General features: G+C 39.1%; 5 protein-coding genes. All 5 read left to right on the forward strand.

All coding sequences use genetic code 11. The features are described from left to right. The first annotated feature begins 219 nt into the window (after positions 1 to 219). Positions 220 to 474: a ribosomal L7Ae/L30e/S12e/Gadd45 family protein gene (locus HMPREF2937_RS05345; protein WP_002481333.1), complete on the forward strand. Its 255-nt coding sequence runs from the start codon at positions 220 to 222 to the stop codon at positions 472 to 474. 97 nt (positions 475 to 571) lie between these two features. Further along, positions 572 to 985 (forward strand): 30S ribosomal protein S12, encoded by a 414-nt coding sequence (rpsL, locus tag HMPREF2937_RS05350; protein WP_002481334.1) that lies wholly within the window; start codon positions 572 to 574, stop codon positions 983 to 985. Positions 986 to 1,055: 70 nt separating this feature from the next. Continuing rightward, on the forward strand, positions 1,056 to 1,526 hold the full coding sequence (gene rpsG / locus HMPREF2937_RS05355) for a 30S ribosomal protein S7 (protein WP_002481335.1): 471 nt from the start codon (positions 1,056 to 1,058) through the stop codon (positions 1,524 to 1,526). Between the two features lie 112 nt (positions 1,527 to 1,638). Next, complete coding sequence (gene fusA / locus HMPREF2937_RS05360) at positions 1,639 to 3,720, forward strand: elongation factor G (protein ID WP_002481336.1); 2,082 nt, start codon at positions 1,639 to 1,641, stop codon at positions 3,718 to 3,720. A gap of 188 nt (positions 3,721 to 3,908) precedes the next feature. Next, the gene (gene tuf, locus HMPREF2937_RS05365; protein WP_002481337.1) at positions 3,909 to 5,096 is read left to right on the forward strand and encodes an elongation factor Tu; all 1,188 of its coding nucleotides are present in this window, start codon (positions 3,909 to 3,911) and stop codon (positions 5,094 to 5,096) included. The last annotated feature ends 176 nt before the right edge of the window (positions 5,097 to 5,272 follow it).

A 5,272-nucleotide genomic window follows, 5' to 3' on the forward strand; every position in this document is an offset into this window, starting at 1 on the left:
TTATATATCAACCGAATTTGACAAAGAGCCATTAGAAAGCCGGTATTGGCTTTTCTATTCTTTGAAATACAGAGAGGATTAAAGATATCTGTTGAAATTTTCACCGAATTTGTTATCATTAAAAAAGTCAGCATTATATTAAATAATTGTGTTGACGCAACCTATGGAAAGTGTTACTATTATAAAGGTTGATGCAAGCAGAACTTTGGAGGATAATCAATGTCTAATGAAAAAGTTGCACGCTTAAACAAACACCATAAGGTTGTTGGTTTGAAAGAGACGCTCAAAGCACTCAAGAAGAACCAAGTTACATCATTAATTATTGCTCAAGACGTTGAAGTTTATTTGCTGTCAGACGTGTTAAGTAAGATCAATCATAGCGATATTCCTGTTTCATTTTTCGAAAGCAAAAAAGCTTTAGGAGAATATGCAGGTATCAACGTAGATGCAGCAGTCGTTGCTCTATTGAAATGAGAATTAGTAAGTAATTGCGCTTACTAAATTTTATTTAACCTAAAAATGAACCACCTGGATGTGTGGGATTATAAAACAGGAGAGGAGGACATCTTAAATGCCTACTATTAACCAATTAGTACGTAAACCAAGAAAAAGCAAAGCTAAGAAATCAGATTCACCAGCTTTGAACAAAGGTTTTAACAGTATGAGAAAACAATTTACTGACTTGAACTCACCACAAAAACGTGGCGTATGTACTCGTGTTGGTACAATGACACCTAAAAAACCTAACTCAGCGTTACGTAAATATGCTCGTGTTCGTTTATCAAACAACATCGAAGTAAACGCATATATTCCTGGTATCGGCCATAACTTACAAGAACACAGTGTTGTACTTGTACGTGGAGGTCGTGTAAAAGACTTACCTGGTGTGCGTTACCATATCGTTCGTGGTGCACTTGATACTTCAGGTGTAGAAGGTCGTATGCAAAGCCGTTCATTATACGGTACAAAACGTCCTAAAAAATAAGTTTAAGATTACGTAAATTTTCGAGATAAATTTTGAGATTATACTATAATATGAAGGGAGGACTCTGATTATGCCTCGTAAAGGATCAGTACCAAAAAGAGACGTCTTACCAGATCCAATTCACAACTCTAAGTTAGTGACTAAATTGATTAACAAAATCATGTTAGATGGTAAGCGCGGAACAGCTCAAAGAATTCTTTATTCAGCATTTGACCTTGTACAAGAACGCAGTGGTCGTGATGCAATGGAAGTATTCGATGAAGCAATTAACAATATCATGCCAGTATTAGAAGTTAAAGCACGCCGTGTAGGTGGCTCTAACTATCAAGTACCTGTAGAAGTACGTCCAGAGCGTCGTACGACTTTAGGTTTACGTTGGTTAGTTAACTATTCACGTCTTCGTGGTGAAAAAACTATGGAAGAACGTTTAGCTAACGAAATCTTAGATGCAGCTAACAATACAGGTGGCGCAGTTAAGAAACGTGAAGATGTACACAAAATGGCTGAAGCGAACAAAGCATTCGCTCATTACCGCTGGTAAGATTCAAGGTTTAACCCTGAGCGTGTTCAAATGGTATATTCCAAGGCATGCTTAGGGCATCGCCATATTCAAAGTATTTACTCAAGTAATTACTGGAAGGAGAAAAAATACAATGGCTAGAGACTTTTCTTTGGAAAAAACTCGTAACATTGGTATCATGGCCCACATTGACGCTGGTAAAACAACTACAACTGAACGTATCTTGTTTTACACAGGTCGTATCCACAAAATTGGTGAAACTCACGATGGTGGGGCACAAATGGACTGGATGGAACAAGAACAAGACCGTGGTATCACAATCACATCAGCAGCAACAACTGCACAATGGCATGATTACCGTGTCAACATTATCGATACACCAGGACACGTAGACTTCACAGTTGAGGTTGAACGTTCATTACGTGTACTTGACGGTGCGGTTACAGTACTTGATGCTCAATCAGGTGTTGAACCACAAACTGAAACAGTTTGGCGTCAAGCTACAACTTATGGAGTTCCTCGTATCGTATTCGTAAACAAAATGGACAAAATCGGTGCGAACTTCGAATACGCAGTAAGCACTTTACATGATCGTTTGGATGCAAACGCTCAAGCTGTTCAATTACCAATCGGTGCTGAAGACGAATTCGAAGCAATCATTGACTTAGTTACAATGAAATGTTTCCAATACAATGGTGAATTCGGTGAAGAAGTCGTAGAAATCGAAATTCCAGAAGACTACAAAGCGAAAGCAGCTGAAGCTCGCGAAACATTAATCGAATCAGTTGCAGAAGTTAACGAAGACTTAATGGAAAAATATCTTGAAGGTGAAGAAATTTCAGTTGACGAATTGAAAGCAGCAATCCGTCAAGCTACTTTAGATATCGAATTCTACCCAGTACTTTGCGGTACTGCATTCAAAAACAAAGGTGTTCAATTAATGCTTGACGCTGTAATTGATTACCTACCATCACCATTAGATGTTAAACCAATCATTGGTCACCGTGCTAGCAATCCTGATGAAGAAATCGTTGCTAGAGCAGATGATGATGCAGAATTCGCTGCATTAGCATTCAAAGTTATGACTGACCCTTACGTTGGTAAATTAACATTCTTCCGTGTGTACTCAGGTACTATGAACTCTGGTTCATACGTGAAAAACTCTACTAAAGACAAACGTGAACGTGTAGGTCGTTTACTACAAATGCACGCGAACACTCGTAAAGAAATCAGCACAGTTTACTCAGGCGATATCGCAGCTGCGGTAGGTCTTAAAGAAACTGGTACTGGTGACACTTTATGTGGTGAGAAAAATGACATTATCTTGGAATCAATGGAATTCCCAGAACCTGTTATTCACTTGTCAGTAGAACCAAAATCTAAAGCTGACCAAGATAAAATGACTCAAGCTTTAGTTAAATTACAAGAAGAAGACCCAACATTCCATGCACACACTGATGAAGAAACTGGACAAGTTATCATCGGCGGTATGGGTGAGCTTCACTTAGATATTCTTGTAGACCGTATGAAAAAAGAATTTAACGTTGAAGCTAACGTTGGTGCGCCAATGGTTTCATACCGTGAAACATTCAAAACACCAGCTAAAGTTCAAGGTAAATTCTCTCGTCAATCTGGTGGTCGTGGTCAATACGGTGATGTTCACATTGAATTCACACCAAACGAAGTTGGCGCAGGATTCGAATTCGAAAACGCTATCGTTGGTGGTGTAGTTCCACGTGAATACATTCCATCAGTTGAAGCTGGTCTTAAAGATGCTATGGAAAACGGTGTATTAGCTGGTTATCCATTAATCGACGTTAAAGCTAAACTTTACGATGGTTCTTACCATGATGTCGATTCATCTGAAATGGCCTTCAAAATCGCTGCTTCATTAGCACTTAAAGAAGCTGCTAAAGTTGCAGATCCAGTAATCTTAGAACCAATGATGAAAGTTGAAATCTTAATGCCTGAAGAATACATGGGTGACATCATGGGTGACGTAACAGCTCGTCGTGGACGTGTTGATGGTATGGAACCTCGTGGTAACGCTCAAATGGTTCGTGCATTCGTACCACTTTCAGAAATGTTCGGTTACGCAACTTCATTACGTTCTAACACTCAAGGTCGCGGTACTTACACTATGTACTTCGATCACTATGAAGAAGTACCTAAATCAATTTCTGAAGAAATCATCAAGAAAAATAAAGGTGAATAATTAAATTCCCTTTAGGAACTTGCACAAGAACTGACTTGACAGGTCTCCTGAATTGATTTTTTGCGGAAAATGCTTTATAAAGGAATTAGTCCTTTATACAACTTAACAATAAAGCTCTCATGATGGTGAGAAACTATCATGAGAGATAATTTAAATAACTTTTTAACAAGAAGAGGAGAGATTTCATAATGGCTAAAGAAAAATTCGATCGCTCAAAAGAACATGCCAATATTGGTACTATCGGTCACGTTGACCATGGTAAAACAACATTAACAGCTGCAATCGCAACTGTATTAGCAAAAAATGGTGACACTGTAGCACAATCATACGACATGATTGACAACGCTCCAGAAGAAAAAGAACGTGGTATTACAATCAATACTTCACACATCGAGTATCAAACTGACAAACGTCACTATGCTCACGTTGACTGCCCAGGACACGCTGACTATGTTAAAAACATGATCACTGGTGCTGCTCAAATGGACGGCGGTATCTTAGTAGTATCTGCTGCAGATGGTCCAATGCCACAAACTCGTGAACACATCTTATTATCACGTAACGTTGGTGTACCAGCTTTAGTTGTATTCTTAAACAAAGCTGACATGGTTGACGACGAAGAATTATTAGAATTAGTTGAAATGGAAGTTCGTGACTTATTATCTGAATACGACTTCCCTGGTGACGATGTACCAGTTATCGTTGGTTCTGCATTAAAAGCTTTAGAAGGCGACCCAGAATACGAACAAAAAATCTTAGACTTAATGCAAGCTGTAGATGACTACATCCCAACTCCAGAACGTGACTCTGATAAACCATTCATGATGCCAGTTGAGGACGTATTCTCAATCACTGGTCGTGGTACTGTAGCAACAGGCCGTGTTGAACGTGGTCAAATCAAAGTCGGTGAAGAAGTTGAAATCATCGGTATCACTGAAGAAAGCAAGAAAACAACAGTTACAGGTGTAGAAATGTTCCGTAAATTATTAGACTACGCTGAAGCTGGTGACAACATCGGTGCTTTATTACGTGGTGTTGCACGTGAAGACGTACAACGTGGACAAGTATTAGCAGCTCCTGGCTCTATTACTCCACACACAAAATTCAAAGCTGATGTTTACGTTTTATCTAAAGAAGAAGGTGGACGTCATACTCCATTCTTCACTAACTACCGCCCACAATTTTACTTCCGTACTACTGACGTAACTGGCGTTGTTCACTTACCAGAAGGTACTGAAATGGTTATGCCTGGCGATAACGTAGAAATGACTGTTGAATTAATCGCTCCAATCGCGATTGAAGACGGTACTCGTTTCTCTATCCGTGAAGGTGGACGTACTGTAGGATCAGGCGTTGTTACTGAAATCCAAGCATAATTTCGACTTAACTTAAGTTGATTTTTAATAGAGAGCTCCTCTTGTGAGGGGCTCTTTTTTTTACATATTTTTCTATTGATACGCTCAGTCGTGAGTTGTTTAACATAAAAAATGCGTACACATCATTTCTACATGTGTACGCATTTTTGTGTGCGCTCGGCATGATTAACAACTTG

It is taken from the genome of Staphylococcus sp. HMSC061G12 (assembly GCF_001838465.1).
Lineage (GTDB): Bacteria > Bacillota > Bacilli > Staphylococcales > Staphylococcaceae > Staphylococcus > Staphylococcus simulans.

Bases quoted from the DNA above. Each gene is read 5' to 3' on its own strand.
- HMPREF2937_RS05345 (WP_002481333.1), top strand. From the start codon at position 220: ATGTCTAATGAAAAAGTTGCACGCTTAAACAAACACCATAAGGTTGTT.
- rpsL (WP_002481334.1), top strand. From the start codon at position 572: ATGCCTACTATTAACCAATTAGTACGTAAACCAAGAAAAAGCAAAGCT.
- rpsG (WP_002481335.1), top strand. From the start codon at position 1,056: ATGCCTCGTAAAGGATCAGTACCAAAAAGAGACGTCTTACCAGATCCA.
- fusA (WP_002481336.1), top strand. From the start codon at position 1,639: ATGGCTAGAGACTTTTCTTTGGAAAAAACTCGTAACATTGGTATCATG.
- tuf (WP_002481337.1), top strand. From the start codon at position 3,909: ATGGCTAAAGAAAAATTCGATCGCTCAAAAGAACATGCCAATATTGGT.